This window comes from Roseburia sp. 1XD42-69, assembly GCF_003612565.1.
In the GTDB taxonomy this organism is placed as follows: domain Bacteria; phylum Bacillota; class Clostridia; order Lachnospirales; family Lachnospiraceae; genus Roseburia_B.
The window spans coordinates 33,379-55,166 of the sequence record NZ_RAZG01000017.1 but is presented as its reverse complement, the minus strand read 5'-3'; the positions used below and the strand labels follow the sequence as shown (position 1 = coordinate 55,166).

The window sequence follows — 21,788 nt, the reverse complement described above, 5'->3', positions numbered from 1 at the left end:
TGCTGTGGCTTTATCAGAATATTATCAGAAATTTTTGTGAATAATTCATACCAGAAAGAGAGGCATCTGAATGATACCATTAAAGATAGAAACTTTGTTAGAAGGACGTGTTGTTGAACATGACCGTGTAGAGTATAAAACAGGCTGGAATCCAAATGATATTATTCATTCTATTTGTGCGTTTGCAAATGACTATGATAACACGAATGGCGGATATATCGTCATAGGGGTAAAAGAGAGCAATGGTATGCCGGTATTTCCGTTAGAAGGCGTTCCGAAGGAAAAGTTAGATTCCATACAGCAGGAAATATTTCAGTACTGTAATCAGATTATTCCAAGATACATTCCAAGAATGGAAGTGGTTGATTATAAGAATGAAGGAATTTATTTGATATATCTATGGTGTTCGGCAGGTGATAGCGGTCCTTATCAGGCACCGAAATCAGTGTATGTGGAAAATGGCGAAAAAGCTGACAAAAGTTTGAAATATTGGATTAGACCGGCATCGCTTACTACAGATGCGAAACAGGATGAAATATCCGAATTGTTTGATAAATTTAATTCCGTGCCATTTGATGACCGTGTCAATAGAAAGGCAAAAATTGATGATATCATGAGAGGATATCTTGAAGACTTTATCAGGAAGAGCAATAGTAGTTTGGTGATGGAACTGAATAGCAGTTCATTAGAGGAACTGCTGCTTGCACAGGAAGTTGCAAATGAGACAGATACGGAATTGGATATCAGAAATATCGGCGTATTGATGTTTGCGGAATATCCGGAGAAGCTGATTCCGGGGGCATATATTGAGCTGATTAGATTTCATTCAGAAGAAGCCGAGGCATCGGATGATTTTACGGAAAAAATATTTACAGGACCAATATGGAGACAAGTTCAGGATGCTTTGAATTATATAAAGACAACTGTGATCGAGCAAAAAGTTGTAAAGGTTCAGGGTCAGGCAGAAGCAGAACGATATTTTAACTATCCATATAATGCATTGGAAGAAACATTGGTAAATGCAGTATTTCACAAGTCGTATCGCGAGCCGGAGCCAGTGGAAATCCGTATATATGTGGATAGCATTCAGATACTTAATTATCCCGGACTTGCGAAATGGATTAATCTTGAACGTTTTGTATCAGGTAAAGTGAAAGGAAGAAAATATCGTAACAGAAGAATTGGAGAATTATTTAAGGAGATTGACTTATCTGAAAAAAAGGGAACAGGTATTCCTAAAATATTAAGAGAACTGAAACAAAATGGTTCACCAGAGCCTGAGTTTGATATGGATGAGGAAAGAACCTATTTGAACGCGATTATTCGCATAAGAGACGGTTTTGAAAGAAAAGAGAAAATGTCCGAATCAATGTCCGAATCAATGTCCGAATCAATGTCTGAATTGGAAAGAGCAAGAATGCAGATTATTTTGATTTATCTGGAAACAAATAAAGAAATAAATAGTGCTGCTGCAGCAAAATTGCTGGAAGTTGAAATAAAGACGGCAAGCCGTTTGCTGTTGAAGGCTGAAAAGCTGAATATCCTTAAAGGCACAGGAAAAACAAAAAATAAGGTATATAGAAAATAAAATATTTTTAAGAGAATAATGCAAATGAATGTCATAAGAATGGATTAAGAAGCCTATCTCTATCATAAGAAAAATGATGGAGATAGGAAACAGGCTGTTAATTAAATTCATTCATCACAGCACATGGAAAAGCTAAAGAGCAGCTTTCCCGCGTCCTGCAAACAGAGTTACCCACAATTCCATAAGATAGCCAGTTATACACATTCCCACAAATGCCGATTACTACGGAATCCAACCCCATTCTTTCTATCTTTCCTTCTCAAAAATTTATTTATTGTCGAGAAATACGGCATTGCTAAATCAAGTTCCCTACTTGACAACAGCTATCAATCGTGCTATCATTTGTTTTGCGAATATTTATTGCGAATATTCGCAAATATAGTTCAGAAGAAAGGAGAAGTGAAACTATGCCGTCAAAGCCAGTCCTTTCGGACGCGGATAAAAAAGCAATCCGCAAAAAGCTGGAAGAACTATGCGAGGAATGTTGGATAGCGCAAGGGTACAAAAAGACAAGCATTAAGAATCTATGCGACAAGGCAGTTATCTCTATCGGTACTTTTTATACGCTCTACCCAACAAAGGAAGATTTATTCCTTGAAACAATCACAGACATACAAAGGAGGTTGACAGAAAAGATTATCGACATAAACAGGAACAGCCGGACGAAAGAGGGCTTTGCACAGTCCATGAAAAGGCTTTTCCGGGAATACGACAGCAAGCCGTTCCTCTACAATGTCAATACGCCGGATTTTCAGTCTTTTGTGACAAAGCTGCCGGAAGAAACGATTAAGAAAATCAAGTTTGACAGTTTCGATTTTTTCAGACAGGTTATCCATGCCGCAGACCTCAATCTGAAAATGGAGGAAGCACAGGCGTATGGAATTTTGAGTGCGCTGCTGTCAACAATTAATGCAAAAGAAACGCTTTCCGTCACTTGTGATTATTTCGCTGTTTTTGATTTTATGGTGGATAGCCTTGTGGCAGATATTTTTGAGTAAAGGAGATTTTTATGACAGAATTTGAGTACAAAACGGTAGTAATTGACAGCAAGGAAACAGAACATTCTGAAAAGTCGCTGTCTGATAAACTGAACCATTACGGTAAGGACGGCTGGGAACTGGTTACTTGTTTTGCCTATCCGTGCATAGGCAGCTCCCAATATTCCCTTATCGGAATCGCACAGAAAGCGACTCTGATATTCAAAAGGCGGCTATGCCCCGAAAAGGGGGCGAGCGAATGACAAATGCGGTTGAAGTCCGGCATTTATCAAAATCCATAGAGGGCAGCCCCATACTGAATGATATTTGCATGAATGTAAGGCAAGGGGAAGTATACGGATTTCTGGGCGCAAACGGCGCTGGAAAAACTTCGCTGATGAAAACACTGTACCACATCATTTTCCCCGATACAGGTACGGTATGTTTATTAGGCGAAACTATCAACAAGGGGAACAATCCCGTTTTCTCCCGTATCGGCAGCATTATTGAAAGCCCTGTTTTTTACAGCCATTTAAGCGCATACGAGAACATGGAACTCCATTGCCGGTACATGGGAGCAGGCCACGAATGCTGCGCTTCGGAAAACATCATGGAAACGCTGTCATTGTTGGGGATTGCAGAAACGGGCAATAAAGCCGTAGGGAAATTCTCTTTGGGAATGAAACAGCGGCTTGCCCTTGCAAGGGCAATGCTCACAAAGCCGGATTTGCTCATTTTAGACGAACCTATAAACGGCTTAGACCCACAGGGAATTATCGAAGTGCGGGGGCTGCTGCTGCGAATCAACCATGAATACCACACAAGCATTTTAATATCCAGCCATATCCTTGACGAGCTGTCTAAAATTGCCGACACAATCGGAATTATTGACCACGGGGCTATGCTTGCGGAAGTATCTATGAAAGAGCTTACGGCGAACGGGATAGACCTTGAATCCTATTATTTAGGCTTATTGGGAGGAGGTGGAAAAAATGTGGAATCTTATCCGCATGGAAATTAAGAAAGTACCGTTAAAGCCGCATATCGCCGGATTGTTAATCGCTAACTTTATCATTTTTCTGCTTTCCGTCTTTACGTCCAGCCTTTTAACTGCAAGCGGCAATATATCCACGCTTCCGGGATTTGACCCAGTCCAGTTAGATACGGTTACGTTAGCGGCAATGCTTGTAAGGGCTACTCTGATTGTATGGGAAGCGGTACTGATTTCTGTATTTGTGATTGAAGAATACAGAAACAAGACAATCGGCTTGCTTTTCACTTACCCGATCAGCCGCACGAAACTGATTACGGCAAAACTCATTTTGATATGCTACATTAGTTTTACGTTCCATGTGCTGTCAAATATCTTCCAATATGCCACAATCTTTCTTGCGGCAAAATGTTTTGATTTTGTCACGTTCAGCTTTGGAAACATACTGGCACAGGCAGTTACAACAATATCCGCTATCCTGTTGGGGCTTCTCCCGCTGTATGTTGGAATGATAAAGAAGTCAACGATTGCAACTGTTGTTTCATCTATTGTCATTGTTGCCATAGCGTCAAACTCACAGGGAAGCAGCGCAGGACTTTTGTCAATTCCCGTTGCGGCAATTATTTTCGGTATCATAGGAATCATTTATTCAGCAGTTGCAATGAGAAAAATGATTTTATCAGATTTGAGCAATTAAAAGAAAGGGGGACGATAACATGAATTTTCCAATTCCCGATTTTGTACCTGTTCCAAGTGCGGAAATCATGCAGACTATTTCAATCGTATCATTGATTGTCGGTATCTGCCTTGTGGGTGTGGGATTAATTTTCCTGTTTCTGAACAAGAGAAAAGGGAAAGAAAAGAAAGCCACAGCCCTATGGATTGTCATAGGCATTGGCGTGTTGCTTATTGTAAATCACGGCATACAGTTATTATTTTAAGGAGGACAAAATGATTAAAGAAGTAAATCAGGCTTGCGAAAAGCTGAATAGTAGATTGGGGATTTCCGTAGAGCTTCCCAACCCGAAAAAGAAAGCGTTAAAAACGGCAGCGGCTTGTAACTTAGTTGTCGGTGTTGGTCTGGTGGCGGCAGGAATCCTTTTCCCGTCAAAATCTTGTGCATTATTGGGCGGCGTCAGCGTTATCAGCAGTGCTGTACTGAAAAAGGAAAGCAAGAATAAAACCCATGAATCATAACGAGAGCGAGCAATTCAAATGGTTATTATGCCCTGTTTGCGGAAGCAAGACACGCATTAAAATGCGGTCAGATACAGAACTTCGGAATTTCCCACTGTTCTGCCCCAAATGTAAGCAGGAAATCTTAATCAATGTAACACAATTTCATATTTCAGTTATCAAAGAGCCGGACGCACAGACGCAGAGCCGATAACACGCCAAAATAAAAAATGCGGTTATCGGTTCTTTTTTGTAATCAATAATCAAAGGGCGACAGCCTAAGCGCAGCCGTCCCTATGATTTATAAATGCAACTTGTAAACCATGCACCGCCCTATGTGGGAGAAAGGGGGAATCATCTATGCCTTGTACAGAAGCATACAGGGAACATATCATGTATCTCTTACACTTATATGGTATTAAAAAGGGCACCCACCTATAAAAGTGAAACGCCCACGGCAACCAGCGGTCAGGCAATACACCGGACCGCTGGCACTATTAAATTTTGTCGTTAATGAAACAGCCTCCTTTTTTCGATATTTTTCTCGCCATGTTTCAACTTGGAAAAGGAATTGAATAAATGACGGCAAACGCTCAAACTCCTTGAAAATAAAGGCTTTTTCCGTTTGTCGTTATTATACCGTAATGGCATAGCCATGCAAGTTTATTGATTTCCAGACTGGGGGCACAGCCGAACCTTGTGGCGGAACGGTTAGGGCATGAGAAAATACAGACAACCCTTAATACCTACAGCCATTTATACCCAAACCAGTCGAGGGATCTGGCAGAGGGCGTTGATTGAGGAGAGGGCGGCTCTCAGCGGATATCATAAAAAGGATTTTATAGCCCGGAGCTGTATTTATTCTAACATTGTGGTTGTTGGAAAACAGGAAAATATAAAACGTATCGTGGACTCTTTACAGGAGATGCAGTATGTGATGAGAGAAATCGCCAGGCAGTTACAATCTGGCGATTTTTCCTTGTCTGAGGATGCATATAAGGAGATGAAAGAAGATTATCTTGCTATGGCAGTTACGGTAGTGGATATTGTCAATGGAGCGGCATATCTGTTTGATAAGTCACCTGATACAGATAACCAACATTGGAAAGCAGATTTGGAGTTAGAGAAGTTCCGGGGAATATTGAAGTAAAATGCATATTGCTTTTTCATTGAGAAATAGGAAGAGGTATGCTAATATAATTAGTAGGAAGACGGATAATATATATGGAAAGTAAAGAGATGGCAGCACATGGAACGCAAGATGCGGTAAGTGAAGATATAGAAAATGTTGTGGATGAGGCATTAAGAGTAGAAAAATGGTGAAGCTTTGTTTCTGGGAAAGTGACAGGAGGGCTTGCAGTTCTTGAGGCTTTTGGATATTAAAGAAAAGAGAATTAGCATTATGTTGAAAGCGCCTGATTTTTCAGAGGCAACAGCGACTACTATGGTAAATGATTTTTATGAGGAAAGAGATGCATAGGAAGGAGAGATATTATGGCATTAGTAGATGTTAATATTAAGGTTCCGATGGAAATGGCGGTTTACTTAAAACCATCCGGTCAGGTTGCCGAGCTTGAAAGAAATGCGCTGCTGCTATACCCTTATATTCTAAGGCAGATCATATCCCATGGCCGTGCGGCTGAAATTTTAGGGATACGCAAAAATGAGCTGATAGATATTTATGATAAACTGGGATTTTCCTATTTGGATTTAACAATGAATGATCTGGATGCGGAGCTGGAAGCTTACAGAAAAGTCAAGGCAAAAGGAGAAATGGTATGATAGTTATATCGGATACTACGCCAATGATTTCTCTTTTGAAAATTAACAGGCTTGATTTGCTGGAGAAATCATTTGGAGAGGTTTTAATCCCGAATGCCGTATATGAGGAACTGACAGCCGATAAACGGTTTATAGAAGAAGCTAAAACAGTGAAGGATGCTCCTTATATAAAACCCGTTCCTGTATCAAATCCCGAAGCAGTTAGGATATTAAGGATGGCAACAGGGCTGGACCAGGGCGAAAGTGAAGCGATTGTGCTTACAGATGAACGGAAAGCGGATATTTTGCTTATGGATGAGGCGAAGGGAAGGGCGATTTCCGGGAAAATGGGAATTACCGTTATGAGAACAATCGGCATTCTAATTAGCGCTTATGAGGAAAATTTGATTACTTCAGAGGAAGTCAGAAAGTGTATTGATGACCTTCAAAGATCTGGCAGACATATAGGAGAACGGTATTACCAGATGCTGTTAGACAGATTGCAATAGTGGTAATAAAAGATTTCAAAACCATTTGGATGATGTGGAAAAGCGGAAAAATGGCGTATGAAAAAGGCTGTAAATACACTGAAAATGACCACAAAAACGGTCATTTGAGATGAGTTCGAGTAGTAAACAGAAAGCCGGGAAGCCGCATAAACAGCGGACTTTCCTGCTTTTAATGTGAGGCGTGATACCTTTTTGATACCTATATGAGCGAGTGGTTAAAATTTTATATCTCACGTATATAGATTTTTTCAATTTCTCCCCAAGGTGCCATTTTTTGTCAATAACTTTAAAACCATACTTTTCGTAAAAATTTTCATGGTCACTTACCAAATAAACATGATGAAAGCCCTGTGTCTGTAAATAAGATATTGCATAAGAAATGAGTTTTTGACTTAGGTGATGCCCTCTGTACTTTTCATCAACGAACATATAGCCAATGTAAGGTGTGTATGAAACATTAGGAATACAATCGCTTTTTGCAACAGTACAGTAACCCGCAATATTATTTTCGTGCAAAGCAACTATCACACGCTCCCAATCTGTAAAAGTGTTGTCAGACATATTTTGGGATAGAGATTTTCCAGCTTTCCATGAGCAGTTTTGTGCGTATTGACTTACTTCATTCCACATATCATCAGAAGATGTGATTGATAAAAAATTCATGGTATTTCCTCCGATTTTATTTATTGGACAATATGAAGTGACCTCACATTTGTAGCAACGTGGATTTACCTGTATACTAAGTTGTTGGAAAAACAATGGTAACAGGGATTACCGCATACAAAAGGAGGTCACCTAATGAAAAGAATACTACGAATCGGAATGGATGTCCATAGCACAAACTACACCTTATGCGCCATTGAGCCAATATTTGACGGGGATGACATTATTTACGCGAATATCAAGGTAACGTCAGAACCGGACAATATCGTGCAGTTCATTGAAAATATGTAACTATTCAGCACCCCATTTAGGGCACATTGATTTTTGTGCAAAACGGAGAAAATAAAATTTCTGTTTTGCCATGGCTTTATTGCGAAAAGTGGATAACTTTTCAATGCAACGGCCAGGTGCTTTTTGCTTGTGGATAACGAAACCATAAATCTTCGATTTCGGCCAGATAATGTTCTGTTTGTGGATTTTATCCGGGTGTTATTGGCAGTTATTACAGCAGGTTAATACATTAACATCAACTGTAGATTCCCTGAATGCTACAATCAACGCACAGGCACAGTTGATCGCTCAACTCAATCAGACAATACAGGAACTGAAGGAACAGCTTAATAAGAACTCCCAAAACAATACCCGCAGAGGTGATGTCCCTTCTGACGTGAAAGCAGCTGTACAGTATGGGGAAAACCTTCAGGCATTAGCTGTTGTATTAAATACCGTAGGAGCAGTCAGCGTCAAACGCACCCATGAGATTCTTTCCGGAGTATTTAACATTCCGATTGCAACCGGAACGATCAGCAGTATGGTAAAAAGATACCCTGATTTCATCTTTGAATAAGGGGCTCTGAATAGTTACCTTATAGTTAAAAAAATCATTTCTCAGTTAACAACTGCTCAATTGTTTTTTGGGAAATACACAAGTATAATAAAGTCAACAAAAGCTTTTATGCCATTCTCAATAAGGAGGCTTCTATTATGCCTATGAACTTAGTTATACAAGAAAGAAGAAAAGAATTAGGACTCACGCAGGAACAAGTTGCAGAATATCTCAATGTGTCTATTCCGGCAGTCAGTAAATGGGAAAAAGGAACAACCAGTCCAGATATTTCGCTTTTGGCTCCGTTAGCCCGATTGTTAAAAATTGACTTAAACACTCTTTTTTGTTTTCACGAAGATATAACACAACAAGAAATTGGTTTGTTCTGCAAGGAGGTCGGAAAGATTGTTGGAGATAAAGGAATCGAAGAAGGGTTTGCAGCAGTAGGGCAAAAGCTCCACGAGTATCCTCACAATGAGAGACTCATGCACGGTCTTACATTCCAACTGGATGGACTTCTTTCCATGTCCGACTTGACTGCAGATGAAATGCGCCCCTATGAGGAGCAGATCCTTGAATGGTATCATCGACTTGCTGGGAGCACAGACGTAGAAATAAGCAACAGCGCAAATTTTATGTTGGCAAGCAGATATCTTCGCAGTGGAGAATATGAAAAAGCCCAGGAAATATTAGACTTAATGCCTGACAGAAACGATATTGTCGGCAGCATGGCGGATAAGTTTTGGTTACAAGTTGAAATTGATAAACATCAAGGCAAATCAGAGAAAGCGGCAGAGGATTTGCAGAGAGAATTACAGTTGGCTCTCAACAAGGTCCAGCTGCTGCTATACAAAATGATGAGTATTGAGTTAGAGTGCGGCGAATCTTTCACTGCACAAAAGATAGCAGATAAATCAGCACAGATGGTCACACTTTTTGAAATGTGGAAGTATAGCGCATTCACTGCACCATTGGAAATCGCCTTTGCGGAAAAGGATGCCGATAAATGTATTTCTATTTTGAGAGAAATGCTTGCGGCAATGCGCGAACCATGGAATATGGATAAAACCTTATTATTTAATCGCATACCTGCACAAGCGACTCAACCAGAGCAAATGATTCCTGTAATCCTTTCTGCAATGGAAAAAGAACCTCTGTTGCAAAACTCCTCAGAGTTTCAAGAACTAATCACAGAGTATAAGCGATTCAAAGGCAGGAACACTAATCAAATTATGTAAGCCGCCGATTATGGGTAACACCATGGCGGCGGTTTTCTTTGCCTATCGGCTGTCTCTGTCAAAGGATTTCTTTCTGTGCGGCTTCGGCGGTCTGTGCTTTTTCTTCATGTTCATCAAATGTCAGCGACAGTATTTTCATAATATTATCGCCCACTTTCAAAGTGTAATGTGTTTTCACATTATCATACTCTTTGTGCGTCTGCTAATTCCATAAACAAGAATAATTCCTGTTACGATATTTACAATGACACCTGATACAATCATTTTTCCTGTTAATCCAATTCCGTTATATCCAGAAAAAGCATACAGATAATACATAAAGTCTACAAAGGATATGTAATCTCCAAAAAACTGGCTAAATAAATTATTGACTAATAAAATTATCAGAGAAGCGCACATCATACTGGATATATTTGACATATACAAGGATAAAAGCACGAAAAACAGAACCATTGTTATCTGCGGAAAAGCTAATAACAACGTTTGTAACAAATATTCCTGTGCATAATCGAAGATATGACTGCCCCATAAAAAGAAACCTGTTACAATGCTGACGATTACCACAAACAAAAAACAGATTAGCGCAACTGTCAAAATACTGACAGTTTTTGCGATTAAAAGCTGTTTTTTGGAAACGCCATTCAACAAAGGCTGTCTGAACATACCGCTTGCCTTTTCCCCGCAAATCAATACTGCGCTGATAAAGCTAAGGAAAAGTGTACCGACAATATCAATATAGGACTGCATACACATTGTTGGAAATTTACCGCCTGCATAATATCCCATGCCATTATCTTCTTGAAGCGCATTGGAAATGATAATCACTGCCATTACGACAAAAAATAAGTATAATATCTTTTGCCTTTTCAGTCTTGCAAATTGTATATTTAATAATCTTATAATCATTTTTTACCTCTCTCAAAAATCTATTTTTTTTGTTCTGTATAGGGATATTTGAAAAAAAGCAATTCCGTACAGTATCATAATGAATATTCCTATAATCAGTTCGCTAAATGGTATTTTCTGATACTCATATGCAAAAGTCCAAAGATTAAGGTAATATCCAACCCATATTTTTTGTAATAAAGCAATATTGGAACTGTATATAAATTGGTCAATCAATAAATAAATAATCACAAAAAATATTGTTTTCCATGCGTTGCGGGTACAAATACAAAGTAAAACGATCCCAAGCGTTATAACTGACATATAGATACCCGATAACAGATATTTTATAATGGTTCTGATAAAGGCTGCCTGTTCAAAGATTTCATAGCCCCAACGCATAAAAGCTGTTATGTAATTGATAAAAGCCACCAACAAAACAAAAACCATTGACATACTGACAGCAACATAGATTTTTGAACGTATCATTCTGTTGCGGTTTTCCCCATGCAATAAAGGCTGATAAAGCATTTTGTTCCTATCTTCCTCACAAATAAACAGTGTCAGCAGAAATACATGAAAAAGAATACCCACTGTCCCGACATAAAACCGCATCATAAATTCGGGGAAATTTTTTCTCCCAACAATTCCAATATTGATATTCAGCATTTCTTCCATTTGCGGTGTTGAAATAAGAAAAGCGTAAAAGAAAGAAGCTGTAAAAAAGCAGGCAAAAAAAATGTAAATCAATTTTTGTCTGTATAGTTTTCTTGCATAAAATCTTGTTAATGGATACATGGCTCTGCTCCCCCTGTCAGTTTTAGAAAAAGATCCTGCAATGAGTGTTTCCGCATGGAAAGATAGTGAATATGCAAATGGTTTGCTACAAGGTTTTTAACAAATTCATCAAAACAGATATTTTCAAGTCTGATTGTAAACTGATTTCCTTTCTGTGACACCAAACTTATTCCTTGACACCCGGAGAGAACTCTCCGGGCAGCGTTTGTTTCTTCCAGTATGCAGTCCACGATATTTGTTGTTTCGGATAAAATGTTTTCCGTTTTTCCTTGCAAGATACTTTTTCCCTTATCCAAAATTAAAATATCAGTACAGAATTTTTCCATATCATGCAGTTGGTGTGATGAAACGATAAAGGTTGTGTTTCGTTCTTTCGCCATGTCGCAAATCAGACGGTATAGGTTAATTTGTCCCTGCGGGTCTAATCCGTTTGCCGGTTCATCTAAAATAATCAGTTTTGGCTGTCCTAACATAGCCCTTGCCAATGCCAGTCTTTGTTTCATTCCAAGAGAAAACTTTTTCACTTTCTTTTCAGCCTGGTTCTTAAGTCCGACATAATCAAGCAATTCCATAACTTGCCCGTTTGGGATATTTTCATATAGATGTGCAAAACATTCTATATTTTCTCTTGCAGTCAGTTCCTGATAAAAACTAGGGGTGTCAAGTGCCGCCCCAACCTTTGACAATGCCAGTCCGGGATTTTCGTCTAATGATACGTTGTCTATGACGATTTTCCCATTATCTTTGGAACACAAATTTGTAATCATCTTTAATGTCGTAGTTTTGCCCGCCCCGTTTGTCCCCAATAGTCCCATGATATTTCCGGGTGCAAGCGCAAAGCATACATTCTCAACGGCAGTTTCCTTTTTATATGCTTTTTTTAGATTTTTTACGCTGATTATTTTCTCCATTTTTTAATCCTCCCTATAATTCCAAATGTTATAATTCCAATTACTTCTCCAAGAGCATTGCCTATAAATCCCTGCATATGGAGCGCGTCTTCCCACATATAATCTCCCGTGATTAGTTTTGTGACATAGTTTCCTATGATTACCAAGAATAGGAACAATGCTATGCAGTCTCAAATATTCCATTTCAGGAATATTTCCCCCAGCACTGGAAACCAAAGGACAAAAAGCCATAACAGCAGGGGAGGCAGGCCATAACGGAAAAGCCAAAATGTCCCTGTTCCAATCAGATAATACCGGGTAATCTGTATGACGGAAAGCAGAACAAACGCCCCAATGCTTATTACTGCCATTGCAATACTGCCTTTATTCTTTTTGCAGGTTGAAAGAGCATATATAAAAGCGTCCGCAATAGCCAGACAGAAATTTTACAATCTCCCCTAAATTTGTCAATCCCTTTCATTGCTTGAAAGAATGTTTCCTGCGTCAGATCCTCGTCAAGTCCGCTGTCCTGCGTTAAGCCGCATAGATATTTATATATCATGGCGGCGTTTTCACGATACATTTCATCTAATTTTTCTTTATCCATATCAGCACCTCATATTGTTAGTTCTTTTCAAGTGCGATTTGTTACAAATATTTTTATTTTTTTCGTTTTTTTCTATAACCATATATAGAATCATATACGATTAGGCAAATGAGAAAGCTGCATTTTAGCTTTTCCATGTGCTGTGAACAGAGTTATCCATGAATCCATAGCCTGTTTTGCAACATTCCCGCAATGCTTGTCTTTTGGTTTTTAGTTCGGAATAGTGTGGTGCTGGCGGTCTATCTCTTGTTTTCGGTTGCTTGCTTCTTTACCGCACATGAGCATTATGACATGGATTCTTTGTGGATAAAGGCGGCAAAGCATGGAAATATAAATATAAATATCGCCGGGGCGGTAAAACGCTGTGTGCATTGTATGCAAGAGAAAACTGTGTGGGTTTCATGACTTTATGAAACTGTTGAGAATTAAAAGAAAACCAAACAGAAAGATTTTCTCTCCATTATAAAACCACTCCTTGTGATTCCGGTTATCTCATTAGATTTTATCATTTCTATAGATACTTTTCGCAGTATGTATCCGGGATGCTTAAACATCCCGGTTTTTCTTGGGGAGAGGGTAACCATTCCCCTGAAGGTCGGTGGAGATATCATTAAGATGCTGTTTTTTGGAAGGTTTCTTCCTCTCATTGATAACACCGCCTTCCCAAGCTCCTTTTGGTGTAGTGTAAATGACTTTATCTCTATTGGCTGTTTTCATTGCATCCTCCTGAATTTTGATGGGATTAGTATAACCCCAAAGCGGGAAGTTGATACTTTTTTCACATATTTTCATGGGGGATCAAACAGCGCAATAATTGGTATTTGATACGGCGGCATTTATGTGATATGATAAAACCAAGCCTTTAAGGCGTATATTTTAGCAGGATTCACGAATAGGAGGAAAAAATGAGTACACAAATGGAAAACTTAGTAACGGAGGATTGGGAGAAAAAGGAAAACCTTCCCCTTGGATTAATCGGGGCAGTGATTGGGATTTTGCTGGGCTCGGTTTTATGGGTGTTAATCGGACAGATTGGGTTTATTGCAGGAATTGCCGGATATGCCATTGTTTTTTGCGGGATGAAAGGCTACCAGCTGCTGGGAAAGAAACTTTCAAAAACCGGGATTATTATCTGTATCGTCCTTTCTTTTCTGGCTATTATAGGGGCGGAAGTGGTATCTTTGGGAATTACGGCATACAGGGAACTTTCTGAATATTATTCCCTCACGCTGGGAGAGTCATTTTCCCTGCTCCCGGAACTATTAAAAGAGCCGGAGTTAGTTGGTGCGGTGGCAAAGGATTTGGCTATTGGATATATTTTATCCATCTGGGCAAGTTATTCTTCTGTAAAAAATACCTGGAGGCAGACAGGAGGAAAATAGGACGAAGATGAAATACAGTTGGATGGATGAATATTTGTTGGGAAAACCAGGGGTAACGAAGGATTTACAGAAAGACTGGAACTGGATTCGTTATCAGATTGGGGGAAAAATGTTTGCGGCGCTTTGCCTTGGGGAGGATGATAAGCCTTATTACATTACCTTGAAACTGGAGCCTATGGAGGGAGATTTTTTAAGAAGCCAGTATGAAGATATTGTTCCCGGGTATTATATGAATAAGGTGCATTGGAATTCTGTAAAACCGGAAGGAGCAGTGCCGGATGACTTACTGAAAGATATGCTGGATAAATCTTACCAGTTGGTGCTTGGGGGATTGAGCAAGAAAAAGCAGCGGGAAATATTGGGCTGACTTTGTTCTTATATTATTCCAAGAAGGGTAAAGCAGGTGATTTCCTGCTTTACCGTACACCTGGCGGGGCGTAAAATTAATTTATGGAAAAACAGATATGTAGACAGGAGGAAATGAGATGACGAAAAAATGTAACGAATTATGGCAAAGTTTAAATGTTCCGGTTTTGGTAAACAAAAGGGAACTGGTATTGGGAATTATGGTCTGTACTCTGGCAGGAATTTTATTTGGCATTCTGTTCAGCCCGAAAAAGCACACCACAATCGGCAGCAATAATGGAAACAATTCCGGGAATGTTTTGCCGGAGGAAGAGGAAATTTAACCTGTAACCTCAACCCCTTTTTCTGCATAAGATGAAGGGAAAAGATGACGAAAAGGTTGGAAATTGGATTCTAACATGTTCAGGGATATTATGGTTGGTCTTAGTGTTCCTTTTTTGGGAACAATGTCAGGCTCTGCAATGGTATTTTTTATGAAGAGCCAGATGAATTGTAAAATTGAAAAACTGCTTTTGGGGTTTGCCTCCGGAGTGATGGTGGCTGCGTCTGTTTGGTCTTTGCTTTTACCCTCCATAGATATGGCGGAAGAGCAGGGACAAAGGCCGTGGCTCCCGGCTTCGGCAGGCTTTTTATTTGGCATGGCATTTCTGTTTTTATTGGAGAGCATGGCTTCCCGGCTGGATTTGCTGCAGGGAAAGTTTAAAGACACAGGGCATGGGGCAAAAAAGACGGCTATGCTGGTGTTTGCCGTGACTTTGCACAATATTCCTGAGGGAATGGCGGTGGGGGTGGCCTTTGCTGGAGCAATGATAGACAGTCCAAGGATTGCCCTGGCAGGGGCTTTGGCCTTAGCGGCGGGGATTGGGATACAAAACTTCCCGGAGGGGGCTATTATATCCATGCCTCTGCGAAGTCAGGGAACCAGCAGGCCAAAAGCTTTTTTCTACGGCGTTCTCTCCGGTCTGGTGGAACCTGTAAGCGCCGTGTTTACCATTCTTTTAGCCAGGATGGTAGTGCCTGTGCTGCCATTTCTTTTAGCCTTTGCGGCAGGAGCTATGATTTATGTGGTAGTGGAAGAACTGATACCGGAATCCCAGGCGGGGGATGAGTCCCACAGGGGAACCTTTGGAGTTGCAGCGGGGTTTGCAATTATGATGATTTTGGATGTGGCATGGGGATAAACAGGAAAAAAATTCTGATTTTATGACAAAAGTGACAGAAATATGGTAAAATCGGTATAATTAGTGCTATTTATATTATATCATGTTACTATATATCTGCGCATAAGGAGAATTTTTATGAAGGAATACAAAGAAAAAAGTTTAAAAGGATTTCGCAAGAAGAGTATCTGGCCGTCCCTAATACTGTTTTTTGTTTTTCTCGTGTTTTGTATTGGCCTCATTGTGATGATAATGAGCGTGTTTGAAGAGTACATTATGGATTCGAAAATTGCTGGGGTGTATGAGGATGCGGAGGATTTGGGAAGACTGGTGAAGGCCAATAAGGAGGAAAATATAATGGAGTCCCTTTCCTTTGTGGGGAGGAATCTGAAAAAAGAAAACGGCATCTGCCTTACGGACAGGGACAATCAAATTAAAATAATTTACGGAAAGTCACGGCCGGACTTTAACCGCAGGGAGGAGATAGACCTTTTTGATACCTATATAGTGATGCCGGATCAAGGCGCACAGCAGATGGAGTGGGACAACATGCTGATGATTCCTGTTCAGGAGCTTTGGGAGCGAACTATGGATGGACCCATAAGGCTGAATAACGATTCCAAGCAGATGTGGGAGATGTGGCTCAGGGAAGAAATTTTTACCGTAAACTGCTGGCTGGAGGTTCCCTTAAATTTTGAGGAGTATCATCTGTATTACAGGGACCGTGTGAGATTGGTGCGAAAAGATATCCTGTATCTTATTGTAGTGGGTATTATAGCCATATCGGCACTGAGTCTGCCTATTATTCTGCTCCTTATCAATGTTCTCTCTTCTATAGTGATACAGAGACGTATGGTAAAGCTGTTGTATCTGGATACCATCACAGGGGGGAAGAACTGGACATATTTTATCCATCACAGCAAAAAGATTCTCAACAGGGTGTCGGGCAGTAAGAATACATATGCCATGGTGAACCTGCATATGGACAAATATCAGGATTTTTGTGCCTGTTACGGAAACAAGTCGGGGGAGGAACTTCTGGAACATATATCCGGCTTTTTACAGGCAAAAGTGGGAAAAGGGGAGGCCTTTGCCCGGTTTGCCACAGCTGATTTTGGCCTTTTGTTAAAGTGCCAGTCCAGGGAACAGTGTGAGATGCGGCTTCGGAAAATGTTAGCTGAGCTGAAAGGGATCAGAAAAGACAAAAAACTGAATTACCATGTGGGAATCTATATGATTGATCCTCTGACCCATCAGAAGGGAGATAAAAAACATTACCGCAGACAGGTGGATGTGGACCAGATTTATCATTATGCCAGTGCGGCAAGGCAGGAGGTAATGGGAAATGAAGGTCAATATATCAAAGTTTTTGACCAGCAGATTTTAGAGGAGCAGCTTTGGAAACGAAAAGTGGAGGATTCCATGGAATCCGCTCTGTTAAATAAAGAGTTCCAAATTTATCTTCAGCCAAAATACAGTCCCGTTTCGGGAAAATTGGTAGGGGCAGAGGCGTTGGTCCGGTGGATTTCTCCCACAGACGGCCTGATAACCCCAGGATGTTTTATTCCTATATTTGAAGAAAACGGGTTTATCACCCAGCTTGACGATTATATGATTTCCGGTGTGGCAAAACTTCAGTCGGAGCGGAAACTCCAGGGGAAAAAGGCTGTCCCTGTTTCCGTAAATGTCTCCAGAGCCCATTTTACCAGGGAGGACTTGGCGGAGCATATCTGCCAGTTGGTGGACAGTTACGGTACAGACCACGGAAGCATTGAACTAGAAGTGACGGAGAGCGCATTCTTTGGGGATAAAGATATGCTGCAGAGAATTATCAAAGAGCTGAAAGTGTACGGTTTTTCTATTTCCATGGATGACTTTGGGGCAGGCTACTCTTCCCTGAATTCCTTAAAAGATCTTCCTATTGATGTTTTGAAGCTGGATATGGAGTTTTTCCGGGGAGAGGATGTGGAAAAACGAGGTGAAATTGTGGTAAAAGAGACCATTCAGCTCGCCAAGAATCTGAATATGAAGATTGTGGCGGAGGGAATCGAGCGGAAGGACCAGGTAGAGTTTTTGGCGGATCAGGGTTGTGATATGATTCAGGGATTTTACTATGCAAAGCCAATGACGGTTCAGGAGTTTGACAGGAGAGTGGAGCGGGACAGTTAAAGGAAGGTTTTTGAAAGAGGGAATGCTATGCATACATTTTACATCGCAGTACAGTACATAGGAATTATGATTTTAATGGTGGAGGCTTTATATGTGATGGGGCAAAAGCCCTCCAAACATCAGCAGTATCTTTTGTTTTTGATATTTGCACTTTGCATTAATTTTGTGGGATATCTCCTGGAATTGCAGTCTACATTTCTGAGGGAGGCGTTGACCACAGTTAAATTTTCTTACCTGGGAAAATCCTTTCTGGGGATTACCATGTTTTTGTTTGTGATGCAGATTTGCAAAGTCAAGATACCCGTATGGGTATCCCGGACGCTGGCCTTAGTGCATATTGTGATTATTTTCCTTGTGTTAAACTGTGAAAAGCACACGTTGTTCTACAACAGCATAGAGTTTGTCCAGGAGGGAGATTTTCCCCATTTGGTGCTGGGACACGGGGTGGTATATAATCTGAACTGCATCATTTTGATTTCCTACGCCGCTGTTATGATTGGCGTTTGTGTGCATTATTACCAGAGGGCCCACTATGTTTTTGAAAAAAAGCAGTTTGGAAATCTGTTGTTTATTAATATTGTGGCCCTTCTTGGATTTGCCATTTATATCAGCGGAGTGACAAAAGGTTATGATATTACGCTTCTGGCTTACCTTATTGATACCATACTTTTATCGGTGCTGATTTTTAGGCACAGGCTTTTTGACACTTTGACCCTGGCGAAAGATCTGGCAGTGGATTCCCTGGCGGAAGGGCTGGTGGTTGTGGACAATGATGAGAAAATTATTTATTTTAACCAGAAAGCGGAGCAGATTTATGAAAAAATCTCCCTGGGAAAGGCGGAACCTATCTTAGAGGATATGAACGACTGTATTCTGGAAAAGAAAAATATTATCCGGGATAAGCAGATTTATGCTGTGGGCAGTTATATGGTGGAGCAGGAGAGCACTTATTATGGAAAAATGTATGTTCTGACAGATGTGACAGACAATTACCACTATACGAAACGGATGCAGGAGCAGGCGGAGATTATGAAGGAGCTAAAGGAGCAGGCGGAGGCGGCAAACCAGGCCAAGTCTCTTTTTGTCTCCAATATGTCCCATGAAATCCGCACCCCCATGAACGCCATTGTGGGGCTTACGGAGGTTCTTTTGCGGAAAGACTGGCCTATGGAGGATAAAAAGTATCTGTTAAACATTAAAAGCTCCGGGAAAGCGCTTTTGGATATTATCAATGACCTTTTGGATTTCTCCAAGATAGAGGCGGGGAAGTTTGTGATTACCAGGGATACCTATGATATTGCCCAGATGTTCCGGGATATTCAGGTGATTGGGGATACGAGAATCGGGGATAAGGATGTAAAACTTGTGATGGATGTGGACAGAGAAATCCCCAGGCTTTTATATGGAGATTCCCTGCGCATCCGCCAGGTGCTTATCAACATTATGAATAACGCAATTAAGTTCACCGACAAAGGCTCCGTTACAGTCCAGGTTCAGGCAAAACAGCGGGAAGGAAAAAGGGTGCAGCTTGATTTTTCTGTTAAGGATACGGGACAGGGGATTAAAAAACAGGATTTGGAGCATCTTTTTAACGCCTTTACCCAGGTGGATTTGAAAAAGAACAGAGGAAAAGAGGGCACGGGGCTTGGACTTGCCATTTCCCGTCAGTTAGTGGAGCTTATGGGGGGAACCCTTTTGGTGGAAAGCGAGTACGGCAAAGGAAGTGAGTTTTATTTTACCCTGTGGGAGGGCATTGAGAGTGAGGAGAACATAGGGGATTTCGGAGAGGTAAAGGAGCAGGCGGGGGATGCCGGGAAGGATATGTTTACCTTTACCCTGCCGGAGGCAACCATTCTGCTTGTGGATGACAACGAGATTAACCGGGAGGTGGCCCAGGCGCTGTTAGAGCCCTTTGAGATGAAAATCGATGTGGTTTCAAACGGAAAAGAGGCTTTGGATTTGGTGCAGCAAAACCATTATGATTTGGTGTTTATGGACCATTACATGCCGGTGATGGACGGGGTGGAGGCTACCAGGAGGATTAGAAGCCTTGAGGGGGATTATTACAAAAATCTTCCCATTCTGGCCTTGACTGCAGACGCTGTCCAGGGAGTTAAGGAAGAATTTTTAGCGGCGGGGATGAATGATTTTGTGTCAAAGCCTATTGCCATGAAGGATATTACTTCAGCCCTCACCAGGTGGATTCCGAAAAATAAAATTGTGCGAAAGGATGAATAATAGAATGGAATTTTTGGATACGGGGGAAAAGAAAAAACAGTTTTATTTTACATACGGGGCGTTTTTAATTAACGGTATGCTTGCCCTGTCTATCGGATCCCTGCTGCCTTTTATAAAGGACGCCAAAATGTTAAGCTATGCTTTTGGAGGGTTTATCGTAAGCCTCCACTCTGTAGGGAATTTGATTTCCAGCTTTGCAGGGGGGACCCTTCCGGTGTTTATTGGAAGAAAAAAGACGATTTTGCTGTTTAACCTGTTTACGGCGGTTGCCTATGCAATGATTGTTTTTGGAAATGATAAATATACCATTGCGGCAGCCTTTTTCCTCACAGGTTTATCCAGGGGGGCCACCAGCAATTTTTGCAATACGGTAATCAATAACCTGGCTCCGGGAAAGGCCTGGACCATCAATGCTCTGCATGCCACTTTCGCAGTGGGGGCGTTTCTGTTTCCTATTTTAATTATTTTGCTCACCAATAACAACCCGGATAACTGGGTGTATGCCTGCGTGTTTATGGTAATTATGGGAGTGATAAGCTGGCTTTTGTATTTCTTTACGCCTCTTTCCAATGACAGGCTGGAGAAAAAGCAGGGAAACCAGGGAGGTTTTTTGTTTTTTAAAGAGCCTTTGTTCTGGATTTGCACCGGAACCCTTTTCTTCTATCTCTGCGGGGAGCAGGGGGTTATTGGATGGATGATTACCTACTTTAAGGATACGGGGCTTTTAAGTGCAACCCTGTCCCAGATAACGGCAAGTGTTTTGTGGATTATGATTTTGGCGGGAAGGCTTTCCGCAGCCTGGCTGTCCACCAGGGTGAAAAAGGAAAAGCTTCTGGTGATAATGGGAGTGGGGCTTACCCTGTTTTTCTTTATCCTGCTCTTTAGCAGGACTACAGCGGTAATATTTATTGCCATTATGGGATTTGGATACAGTATGGCAGGGATTTATCCCACCACTGTGGCTGTGGGCGGCAAAATTATTAAGAAATATGATATGGCATGGAGCTTTATGCTGACTATGGCAAGCCTGGGGGCCATTGTGATGCCCTCTATTATTGGAAAAATCGCGGAGACAGCGGGAATTTTTTATGGGATGAGCTCTATTGTAGCAGTGGTGTTTATTGATTTGGCCTTTATTATCGGTTTATATCTGCTGCAGGGAAAAAAGGAAAATGCTTAAGGAGGTAAAAGATGAAAACAGAAAAAAACAGAGTGTGGAATTTTGAGAATGAGGTGGATTTGGAGAAGTGCGGGGAGGGGATAAGCCGGAAGATTATGGCTTACAGCGACGACGCCATGTGTGTGGTAAACCATTTTGAAAAAGGAGCCATTGGGGCAATGCACCATCATCCCCACACCCAGATTACCTATGTGGCGGCAGGAAAATTTGAGTTTACCGTGGAGGGGGAAAAGAAAATGGTAAAGACAGGGGACGTGCTGTTAAAGCGGGAGTCTGCGGAACATGGCTGCGTATGCCTTGAAAAAGGGATTTTAGTGGACTTTTTTACTCCCATGCGGGAAGATTTTGTATAACAAAAAAGAGGGATGTGCTCCCTCTTTTTTG

At 41.0% G+C, this 21,788-nt stretch carries 29 protein-coding genes and 1 pseudogene; 23 read left to right on the top strand and 7 right to left on the bottom strand.

Features of this window, described 5'->3' with window-relative positions:
* Window positions 1-70 precede the first annotated feature (70 nt).
* The 11 genes and pseudogenes from D7Y06_RS10600 to D7Y06_RS10545 all read left to right on the top strand — a co-directional run bounded on the left by D7Y06_RS10600 (window position 71) and on the right by D7Y06_RS10545 (window position 7,002).
* A complete protein-coding gene (locus tag D7Y06_RS10600; protein WP_120407765.1) occupies window positions 71-1,588 on the top strand; it encodes an ATP-binding protein in 1,518 nt (505 codons plus the stop codon).
* Between the two features lie 407 nt (window positions 1,589-1,995).
* Window positions 1,996-2,586: a TetR/AcrR family transcriptional regulator gene (locus D7Y06_RS10595; RefSeq protein ID WP_016289076.1), complete on the top strand. Its 591-nt coding sequence runs from the start codon at window positions 1,996-1,998 to the stop codon at window positions 2,584-2,586.
* An 11-nt stretch (window positions 2,587-2,597) separates the two neighbouring features.
* On the top strand, window positions 2,598-2,828 hold the full coding sequence (locus D7Y06_RS10590; protein ID WP_120407764.1) for a DUF4177 domain-containing protein: 231 nt from the start codon (window positions 2,598-2,600) through the stop codon (window positions 2,826-2,828).
* Window positions 2,825-3,586 (top strand): ABC transporter ATP-binding protein, encoded by a 762-nt coding sequence (locus tag D7Y06_RS10585; protein WP_120407763.1) that lies wholly within the window; start codon window positions 2,825-2,827, stop codon window positions 3,584-3,586. The genes D7Y06_RS10590 and D7Y06_RS10585 overlap by 4 nt, the downstream gene beginning before the upstream one ends.
* Window positions 3,558-4,253: an ABC transporter permease gene (locus D7Y06_RS10580; protein WP_120407762.1), complete on the top strand. Its 696-nt coding sequence runs from the start codon at window positions 3,558-3,560 to the stop codon at window positions 4,251-4,253. The genes D7Y06_RS10585 and D7Y06_RS10580 overlap by 29 nt, the downstream gene beginning before the upstream one ends.
* 19 nt (window positions 4,254-4,272) lie before the next feature.
* On the top strand, window positions 4,273-4,497 hold the full coding sequence (locus D7Y06_RS10575) for a hypothetical protein (RefSeq protein ID WP_120407761.1): 225 nt from the start codon (window positions 4,273-4,275) through the stop codon (window positions 4,495-4,497).
* A gap of 10 nt (window positions 4,498-4,507) precedes the next feature.
* A complete protein-coding gene (locus D7Y06_RS10570) occupies window positions 4,508-4,753 on the top strand; it encodes a hypothetical protein (protein WP_120407760.1) in 246 nt (81 codons plus the stop codon).
* Window positions 4,743-4,946 carry a cysteine-rich KTR domain-containing protein gene (locus D7Y06_RS10565; RefSeq protein WP_120407759.1) on the top strand — a complete coding sequence of 68 codons (204 nt, stop codon included), beginning with the start codon at window positions 4,743-4,745 and terminating at the stop codon, window positions 4,944-4,946. The genes D7Y06_RS10570 and D7Y06_RS10565 overlap by 11 nt, the downstream gene beginning before the upstream one ends.
* Window positions 4,947-5,380: 434 nt before the next feature.
* Window positions 5,381-5,533: pseudogene (locus D7Y06_RS28250) on the top strand (site-specific integrase); the annotation flags it as partial.
* Window positions 5,534-6,223: 690 nt separating this feature from the next.
* Window positions 6,224-6,514, top strand: coding sequence for a hypothetical protein (locus D7Y06_RS10550; protein ID WP_442970413.1), 291 nt, complete (start codon window positions 6,224-6,226; stop codon window positions 6,512-6,514).
* Window positions 6,511-7,002: a DUF3368 domain-containing protein gene (locus D7Y06_RS10545; protein WP_120407756.1), complete on the top strand. Its 492-nt coding sequence runs from the start codon at window positions 6,511-6,513 to the stop codon at window positions 7,000-7,002. Before D7Y06_RS10550 ends, D7Y06_RS10545 begins: the two co-directional genes overlap by 4 nt.
* Before the next feature lie 15 nt (window positions 7,003-7,017).
* Here the strand turns inward: D7Y06_RS10545 and D7Y06_RS10540 are convergent, their stop codons facing one another.
* Window positions 7,018-7,665: a GNAT family N-acetyltransferase gene (locus D7Y06_RS10540; protein WP_120407755.1), complete on the bottom strand. Its 648-nt coding sequence runs from the start codon at window positions 7,663-7,665 to the stop codon at window positions 7,018-7,020.
* 135 nt (window positions 7,666-7,800) lie between these two features.
* Between D7Y06_RS10540 and D7Y06_RS25955 the strand changes: the two genes are divergently transcribed.
* The 3 genes from D7Y06_RS25955 to D7Y06_RS10530 all read left to right on the top strand — a co-directional run bounded on the left by D7Y06_RS25955 (window position 7,801) and on the right by D7Y06_RS10530 (window position 9,729).
* Window positions 7,801-7,956 (top strand): hypothetical protein, encoded by a 156-nt coding sequence (locus D7Y06_RS25955; protein ID WP_158591348.1) that lies wholly within the window; start codon window positions 7,801-7,803, stop codon window positions 7,954-7,956.
* Between the two features lie 376 nt (window positions 7,957-8,332).
* Window positions 8,333-8,512 carry a hypothetical protein gene (locus tag D7Y06_RS27035; RefSeq protein ID WP_243119253.1) on the top strand — a complete coding sequence of 60 codons (180 nt, stop codon included), beginning with the start codon at window positions 8,333-8,335 and terminating at the stop codon, window positions 8,510-8,512.
* Window positions 8,513-8,649: 137 nt separating this feature from the next.
* Complete coding sequence (locus D7Y06_RS10530) at window positions 8,650-9,729, top strand: helix-turn-helix domain-containing protein (protein WP_120407754.1); 1,080 nt, start codon at window positions 8,650-8,652, stop codon at window positions 9,727-9,729.
* A 174-nt stretch (window positions 9,730-9,903) separates the two neighbouring features.
* Here the strand turns inward: D7Y06_RS10530 and D7Y06_RS10525 are convergent, their stop codons facing one another.
* From D7Y06_RS10525 to D7Y06_RS10505, 5 genes are all read right to left on the bottom strand, one after another.
* Window positions 9,904-10,635: an ABC transporter permease gene (locus D7Y06_RS10525; RefSeq protein WP_120407753.1), complete on the bottom strand. Its 732-nt coding sequence runs from the start codon at window positions 10,633-10,635 to the stop codon at window positions 9,904-9,906.
* Between the two features lie 12 nt (window positions 10,636-10,647).
* Window positions 10,648-11,412 carry an ABC transporter permease gene (locus tag D7Y06_RS28245; RefSeq protein ID WP_120407752.1) on the bottom strand — a complete coding sequence of 255 codons (765 nt, stop codon included), beginning with the start codon at window positions 11,410-11,412 and terminating at the stop codon, window positions 10,648-10,650.
* Complete coding sequence (locus D7Y06_RS10515) at window positions 11,400-12,323, bottom strand: ABC transporter ATP-binding protein (protein WP_120407751.1); 924 nt, start codon at window positions 12,321-12,323, stop codon at window positions 11,400-11,402. The genes D7Y06_RS28245 and D7Y06_RS10515 overlap by 13 nt, the downstream gene beginning before the upstream one ends.
* A 170-nt stretch (window positions 12,324-12,493) precedes the next feature.
* Window positions 12,494-12,673, bottom strand: coding sequence for a hypothetical protein (locus tag D7Y06_RS27030; protein ID WP_243119251.1), 180 nt, complete (start codon window positions 12,671-12,673; stop codon window positions 12,494-12,496).
* Window positions 12,664-12,909 (bottom strand): sigma factor, encoded by a 246-nt coding sequence (locus D7Y06_RS10505; protein ID WP_243119250.1) that lies wholly within the window; start codon window positions 12,907-12,909, stop codon window positions 12,664-12,666. Before D7Y06_RS10505 ends, D7Y06_RS27030 begins: the two co-directional genes overlap by 10 nt.
* A 302-nt stretch (window positions 12,910-13,211) precedes the next feature.
* On the opposite strand from D7Y06_RS10505, the gene D7Y06_RS28240 reads away from it, so the two are divergent.
* Window positions 13,212-13,322 (top strand): DUF3788 family protein, encoded by a 111-nt coding sequence (locus D7Y06_RS28240; RefSeq protein WP_442970412.1) that lies wholly within the window; start codon window positions 13,212-13,214, stop codon window positions 13,320-13,322.
* 133 nt (window positions 13,323-13,455) lie between these two features.
* Here the strand turns inward: D7Y06_RS28240 and D7Y06_RS25950 are convergent, their stop codons facing one another.
* Window positions 13,456-13,626 carry a hypothetical protein gene (locus D7Y06_RS25950; protein WP_158591346.1) on the bottom strand — a complete coding sequence of 57 codons (171 nt, stop codon included), beginning with the start codon at window positions 13,624-13,626 and terminating at the stop codon, window positions 13,456-13,458.
* A 188-nt stretch (window positions 13,627-13,814) separates the two neighbouring features.
* Between D7Y06_RS25950 and D7Y06_RS10495 the strand changes: the two genes are divergently transcribed.
* From D7Y06_RS10495 to D7Y06_RS10460, 8 genes are all read left to right on the top strand, one after another.
* On the top strand, window positions 13,815-14,291 hold the full coding sequence (locus D7Y06_RS10495; RefSeq protein WP_120407750.1) for a hypothetical protein: 477 nt from the start codon (window positions 13,815-13,817) through the stop codon (window positions 14,289-14,291).
* Window positions 14,292-14,298: 7 nt separating this feature from the next.
* Complete coding sequence (locus D7Y06_RS10490) at window positions 14,299-14,658, top strand: MmcQ/YjbR family DNA-binding protein (RefSeq protein WP_120407749.1); 360 nt, start codon at window positions 14,299-14,301, stop codon at window positions 14,656-14,658.
* A gap of 118 nt (window positions 14,659-14,776) precedes the next feature.
* Window positions 14,777-14,980, top strand: a complete 204-nt coding sequence (locus tag D7Y06_RS10485; RefSeq protein WP_120407748.1) for a hypothetical protein — start codon at window positions 14,777-14,779, stop codon at window positions 14,978-14,980.
* 75 nt (window positions 14,981-15,055) lie between these two features.
* Window positions 15,056-15,838 carry a ZIP family metal transporter gene (locus D7Y06_RS10480; protein WP_120407747.1) on the top strand — a complete coding sequence of 261 codons (783 nt, stop codon included), beginning with the start codon at window positions 15,056-15,058 and terminating at the stop codon, window positions 15,836-15,838.
* 117 nt (window positions 15,839-15,955) lie between these two features.
* Window positions 15,956-17,986: an EAL domain-containing protein gene (locus tag D7Y06_RS10475; protein ID WP_120407746.1), complete on the top strand. Its 2,031-nt coding sequence runs from the start codon at window positions 15,956-15,958 to the stop codon at window positions 17,984-17,986.
* 27 nt (window positions 17,987-18,013) lie between these two features.
* Window positions 18,014-20,224, top strand: coding sequence for an ATP-binding protein (locus D7Y06_RS10470; protein WP_120407745.1), 2,211 nt, complete (start codon window positions 18,014-18,016; stop codon window positions 20,222-20,224).
* 4 nt (window positions 20,225-20,228) lie between these two features.
* A complete protein-coding gene (locus tag D7Y06_RS10465) occupies window positions 20,229-21,404 on the top strand; it encodes an MFS transporter (protein ID WP_243119248.1) in 1,176 nt (391 codons plus the stop codon).
* An 11-nt stretch (window positions 21,405-21,415) separates the two neighbouring features.
* A complete protein-coding gene (locus tag D7Y06_RS10460; protein ID WP_120407743.1) occupies window positions 21,416-21,757 on the top strand; it encodes a cupin domain-containing protein in 342 nt (113 codons plus the stop codon).
* Window positions 21,758-21,788: the final 31 nt, after the last annotated feature.

What these genes read in the sequence shown, in the direction of transcription:
- D7Y06_RS28245 (WP_120407752.1), bottom strand. Translation starts at nt 11,412, where the DNA reads ATGTATCCATTAACAAGATTTTATGCAAGAAAACTATACAGACAAAAA.
- D7Y06_RS10460 (WP_120407743.1), top strand. Translation starts at nt 21,416, where the DNA reads ATGAAAACAGAAAAAAACAGAGTGTGGAATTTTGAGAATGAGGTGGAT.
- D7Y06_RS10515 (WP_120407751.1), bottom strand. Translation starts at nt 12,323, where the DNA reads ATGGAGAAAATAATCAGCGTAAAAAATCTAAAAAAAGCATATAAAAAG.
- D7Y06_RS10595 (WP_016289076.1), top strand. Translation starts at nt 1,996, where the DNA reads ATGCCGTCAAAGCCAGTCCTTTCGGACGCGGATAAAAAAGCAATCCGC.
- D7Y06_RS10600 (WP_120407765.1), top strand. Translation starts at nt 71, where the DNA reads ATGATACCATTAAAGATAGAAACTTTGTTAGAAGGACGTGTTGTTGAA.
- D7Y06_RS10505 (WP_243119250.1), bottom strand. Translation starts at nt 12,909, where the DNA reads ATGGATAAAGAAAAATTAGATGAAATGTATCGTGAAAACGCCGCCATG.
- D7Y06_RS10480 (WP_120407747.1), top strand. Translation starts at nt 15,056, where the DNA reads ATGTTCAGGGATATTATGGTTGGTCTTAGTGTTCCTTTTTTGGGAACA.
- D7Y06_RS10485 (WP_120407748.1), top strand. Translation starts at nt 14,777, where the DNA reads ATGACGAAAAAATGTAACGAATTATGGCAAAGTTTAAATGTTCCGGTT.
- D7Y06_RS10545 (WP_120407756.1), top strand. Translation starts at nt 6,511, where the DNA reads ATGATAGTTATATCGGATACTACGCCAATGATTTCTCTTTTGAAAATT.
- D7Y06_RS10580 (WP_120407762.1), top strand. Translation starts at nt 3,558, where the DNA reads ATGTGGAATCTTATCCGCATGGAAATTAAGAAAGTACCGTTAAAGCCG.
- D7Y06_RS10495 (WP_120407750.1), top strand. Translation starts at nt 13,815, where the DNA reads ATGAGTACACAAATGGAAAACTTAGTAACGGAGGATTGGGAGAAAAAG.
- D7Y06_RS10525 (WP_120407753.1), bottom strand. Translation starts at nt 10,635, where the DNA reads ATGATTATAAGATTATTAAATATACAATTTGCAAGACTGAAAAGGCAA.
- D7Y06_RS27030 (WP_243119251.1), bottom strand. Translation starts at nt 12,673, where the DNA reads ATGGCAGTAATAAGCATTGGGGCGTTTGTTCTGCTTTCCGTCATACAG.
- D7Y06_RS10540 (WP_120407755.1), bottom strand. Translation starts at nt 7,665, where the DNA reads ATGAATTTTTTATCAATCACATCTTCTGATGATATGTGGAATGAAGTA.
- D7Y06_RS10590 (WP_120407764.1), top strand. Translation starts at nt 2,598, where the DNA reads ATGACAGAATTTGAGTACAAAACGGTAGTAATTGACAGCAAGGAAACA.
- D7Y06_RS10475 (WP_120407746.1), top strand. Translation starts at nt 15,956, where the DNA reads ATGAAGGAATACAAAGAAAAAAGTTTAAAAGGATTTCGCAAGAAGAGT.
- D7Y06_RS10575 (WP_120407761.1), top strand. Translation starts at nt 4,273, where the DNA reads ATGAATTTTCCAATTCCCGATTTTGTACCTGTTCCAAGTGCGGAAATC.
- D7Y06_RS10470 (WP_120407745.1), top strand. Translation starts at nt 18,014, where the DNA reads ATGCATACATTTTACATCGCAGTACAGTACATAGGAATTATGATTTTA.
- D7Y06_RS10530 (WP_120407754.1), top strand. Translation starts at nt 8,650, where the DNA reads ATGCCTATGAACTTAGTTATACAAGAAAGAAGAAAAGAATTAGGACTC.
- D7Y06_RS25950 (WP_158591346.1), bottom strand. Translation starts at nt 13,626, where the DNA reads ATGAAAACAGCCAATAGAGATAAAGTCATTTACACTACACCAAAAGGA.
- D7Y06_RS10585 (WP_120407763.1), top strand. Translation starts at nt 2,825, where the DNA reads ATGACAAATGCGGTTGAAGTCCGGCATTTATCAAAATCCATAGAGGGC.
- D7Y06_RS10565 (WP_120407759.1), top strand. Translation starts at nt 4,743, where the DNA reads ATGAATCATAACGAGAGCGAGCAATTCAAATGGTTATTATGCCCTGTT.
- D7Y06_RS10490 (WP_120407749.1), top strand. Translation starts at nt 14,299, where the DNA reads ATGAAATACAGTTGGATGGATGAATATTTGTTGGGAAAACCAGGGGTA.
- D7Y06_RS10465 (WP_243119248.1), top strand. Translation starts at nt 20,229, where the DNA reads ATGGAATTTTTGGATACGGGGGAAAAGAAAAAACAGTTTTATTTTACA.
- D7Y06_RS25955 (WP_158591348.1), top strand. Translation starts at nt 7,801, where the DNA reads ATGAAAAGAATACTACGAATCGGAATGGATGTCCATAGCACAAACTAC.
- D7Y06_RS10570 (WP_120407760.1), top strand. Translation starts at nt 4,508, where the DNA reads ATGATTAAAGAAGTAAATCAGGCTTGCGAAAAGCTGAATAGTAGATTG.